The following is a 3,715-nucleotide window of genomic DNA, read 5'->3' on the forward strand; positions in this document are numbered from 1 at the left end:
CGCCAGGATCGTAACCCTGGCATCAGGGACTCCACCAAACGCAGTGCAGCTCATGGGGCAGGATGCTCGTGTCCTGGCCGCACCGAACAACACGACGTGGGCCTTCGTATTCGAAACCCGGCCGGGTTCGGCAAACACGATCGTGTGTCGGGCTGTTCGGCGTGACCTCCTGCGCATCCGGAGTCAGAGGTGAAAGCACGATCATGGCCCGAGCGGCTGACCATCGGCGACCATGTCCGTTTCGACGGCGGCACGTACACGATCAACGAGCTTCGTGGCCAGCAGCTCACGCTGGTGAACGCCGCCAACGAGTCATGCAGTGTTGACGCCCTGACCGTGCTGTTCCACCCTGACTTCGCCGCTCTGAGCCCCGCTTCCGCCCACGGCTCCTCTCCAGGACCACCCCCAGAGGGTGGGGACGCACTGGCCATGGCCCGTTGGTGGGAACCCCATATCGTCGAAGTACTCAGCGGCGTACCGCTGAGGGCGGCGGCCGGTACCACGCCGCGCCCCGAGTTCGACCCGCGCCACCACTCCCTGGACGAGCGTGAGAGGGCCAAAGCCGAGGAGCTTTCCCGGATGGGAGTGCCGGGGGCGTCGGCCCGGACGGTGCGGCGCAAGCGGCAGCGCTATCAGGCCCAAGGGGTGGCCGGGCTCGTGGACCGGCGGGCAGGTCGGCGGGAGACCCCTGGTGCCCGCCTGCATCCCCGCATCGTGGAGACAGTGCGGGACATCGTGGAATCGCATACCGGTGGCCGCCTGAGCAGCGAACGGGTGCGGGCCGAAGTGCTCCGGCGGCTGGCTGATCCGATCTTCCGCGGCGAGATTTCCTCCCCCTCTCGCTCTGCCATCCACCGGCTGCGCTCCGACCTCGCCGACGGTCCTGGCCGCAGGAGAATCAATCGCAACATCACCCGCGGGCTGGGGGAGCGGGTTCATCTGGACGTGGTGCGTCTTCCACTGCGCGGCAATGGCGACAAGCGAGAACCGGAGCCCGTACAGGTTCTGTTCGCGATGGACGAGGCGACCAGGCTCCTGCTGGCCGCTGTGGTACACGGCGGCACCTGGCAGACTCCCATCGGTGCCGCTCTGTTGGCACGGATGTGCGTACCGCACGACCTACGCGCCGACTGGCTCACGATGCACCCCAGCGGACACGGACCTGCGGGGGGCGCAGGCCCCACCGCGTCGGAGGGCTCGCCCCCCGTACGCCCTGTGACGCTTGTCGTCCACGACGGGCTCGGGCTCGGGACCTTGCGCGGGGCCTGCGTAAGGCTGGGGATTCATGTCCAGTACGCGCGGCAGGCTCCAGCGGTCCGCCACCCGATCGAGCGCTCCATGGCACAGGCCGCGTCCCTGTTCACCGATTACCTTCTCTCTCCCGCAGGCCAGGACGCGCACGCGGCCGGATGGTCGCAGGAGACGGTGCAAGAACTCCTGGACAGCTGGGTGACGCGGGTGTGGCCCAACTCCGAAGTGCCCCTGTCGCCCCGTTCCGAGGGCGCGGTGCGGACGCCTCTGGAGCGGTACGCCACCGCAGTGTCCGATGCCGGGTGGATACCGGCCCCTCTGCCTCCGAACGAGTTCCTGGAACTGCTCCCAGCGAGCACGAGAAGGATCGGACGGTCCGGTCTGCGTCTGGGAGGCCGCACCTACGACTCTCCAGCCCTGGACCCGTTGCGCGGTGAGAAGGTGTCGCCCACCAGCGCCGGCCGGCAGTTCCCGGTGCGTTGGGACCCGTACGATCTGCGTCACGTCTGGGTACACGCTCCCGGCGATCGGTGGCTGAGGGCTCCGGTGGTACGCGAGAGCTTGAACATCTCCTCGAACAGCTCACGGCCCACGCCGACGAAGCAGCCGCCCCCGCCTGATGCACTGCGACCGTCATCAGGCCTTGCTCGGCTCGCTGACGGGTCCGAGCGGCTGACTCATCACGCGCAGCTGCGTCTTCGCTCTCCCGATGTCACGGCCGCCGTGCGCAGGGTCGAGGAGGTGCTGATCCTCAACCAGGCTGCGGAAGGCACCAGTTACGGGGTGTTGGTGTCCGGCCCTCCTGGCAGCGGCAAGACCACAGCCTTGGCCGAAGTGGCATGGCGCTGCACCGGACAGTCCTTGCTGTCGTCCGCGGCGGGTGCGACCGCCGCAGTCCACGTCCTGGCACCCCCCGCCACTTCACCGCGCCTGCTCCTGGCCGAGCTGGTGCGCTGCTCCCTCGGCACCCCGCTGCGTGGCTCTCCGACCACGGCCGACCTCGCGGACCGAGCCAGCCACGCTCTGGAACGGGCCCGAACCAGAATGGTCGTCATCGACGAGGCGCACCACCTGTGCGGCCCCGGCGGCCGTTCGCGCGAGGCGATGGCCGAGGTCCTGGACTACCTGTCCCTGTGCGACAGCGTGCCGGTCACCTTCGTCTATGCGGGGCTCGAGGCATCCGGTCAGCTGACCTCGTCGATCACCCGGATCCCGCACCGCCGACTGCTGCCCGTTACCCTGACCGACCTGCCGGAGTCGGAGGCCTGGACCGACCTCCTGCACCAGGCTGAACAGAACCTTCGGCTGCAACGCCGAGGACAAGGAGCACGCAGCCCAGGCCGTCGCCACGTTCGCCAAGCAGTACGGCGCCAAGTTCCCCAAGGCCGTCAAAAAACGTCGACGACGAAGGTGAGCTGCTGGCGTTCTACGACTTCCCCGCCGAGCACTGGATCCACCTGCGCACCACAAATCCGATCGAGTCGACCTTCGCCACCGTCCGCCTGCGGACCAAGGTCACCAAAGGCGCCGGCCTCGGCGCCGCAGCCCTGGCCATGGTCTTCAAGCTCGTCGAGTCCGCCCAGGCCCGCTGGCGAGCCGTGAACGCACCCCACCTCGTCGCCCTCGTCCGCGCAGGAGCCCGCTTCGAACACGGATACCTCGTCGAGCGGCCGAAGACGGTGGCAGCGTGATGCGCCACCCCAGACGGCACCGCGGCTACACCCTGCTCAACGTTGCCACGGTCGAGGACGATACCTGGATATCCCAGCCGGACGCCGCCCGTCACTTGGGCGTCTCACTGCCCCGGATCGGTATGCTGATCGCCAACGGCCACATGACACCGGCGCACAACTCGGCAGGCCGGGCCGGAGTCACCATCGCCAGCGTTCAAGCCGAAGAAACCTGGCGAGCGAACGCGACAACCCGCGCGAAGATCGCCCGCCTACTGAAGGACACGATCAACTGGTTCTGATCGATGATCCACAAGTCTTGACGATAGCTCCATGTTCCGTCCGGCCGGAGCCATGAGAACAGGCTCCGGAGGCCGGACGGAACAGCTTGAGGACAACCCAGCAGGGCGTCAGTCAGTGCCCGAGCCACGACCACCGGAACCTGAGTATCAGCATCAATGTCGGTGCTGCGTGGCACAGTCACCTGCCATGGACACGGACACGTTCTGGCAGCTCATCAACGCCGCCCGCACGGCTGATGCGCCGCTGCACGCAGCACTGACCGATCTGCTGACCGCGCAAGGCGAGGAGCACGTATTGGCCTTCGAGGCGTGCATGGACCGACTGGACACGGCGATCGACCGGTGGGACGTGTGGGCAGCCGGCTACCTCATCGGCGGGGGCTGCTCGGACGACTCCTTCATGGACTTCAAAGCCGGGATCATCGGCCTGGGCCGCACCTGGTACGAGCGTGTGGTGCGCTGCCCTGACGATCTCGCAGAGCATCCCGACAT

At 67.8% G+C, this 3,715-nt stretch carries 2 protein-coding genes and 2 pseudogenes; all 4 read left to right on the top strand.

The features are described from left to right. Positions 1-1,338: 1,338 nt before the first annotated feature. Positions 1,339-2,418: pseudogene (locus ACLF6P_RS29710) on the top strand (AAA family ATPase); the annotation flags it as partial. Between the two features lie 142 nt (positions 2,419-2,560). Further along, positions 2,561-2,942 (top strand): annotated as a pseudogene (locus ACLF6P_RS29715) (transposase); the annotation flags it as partial. Then, positions 2,942-3,223, top strand: a complete 282-nt coding sequence (locus ACLF6P_RS29720) for a DNA-binding protein (protein WP_415954520.1) — start codon at positions 2,942-2,944, stop codon at positions 3,221-3,223. The pseudogene ACLF6P_RS29715 and the gene ACLF6P_RS29720, both read left to right, overlap by 1 nt. Before the next feature lie 187 nt (positions 3,224-3,410). Further along, positions 3,411-3,715 (top strand): DUF4240 domain-containing protein (locus ACLF6P_RS29725; protein WP_415954519.1); only part of this gene is annotated, 305 nt, incomplete at its 3' end.

The sequence above is a fragment of the Streptomyces lothianensis genome (assembly GCF_047779955.1).
In the GTDB taxonomy this organism is placed as follows: Bacteria; Actinomycetota; Actinomycetes; order Streptomycetales; family Streptomycetaceae; genus Streptomyces.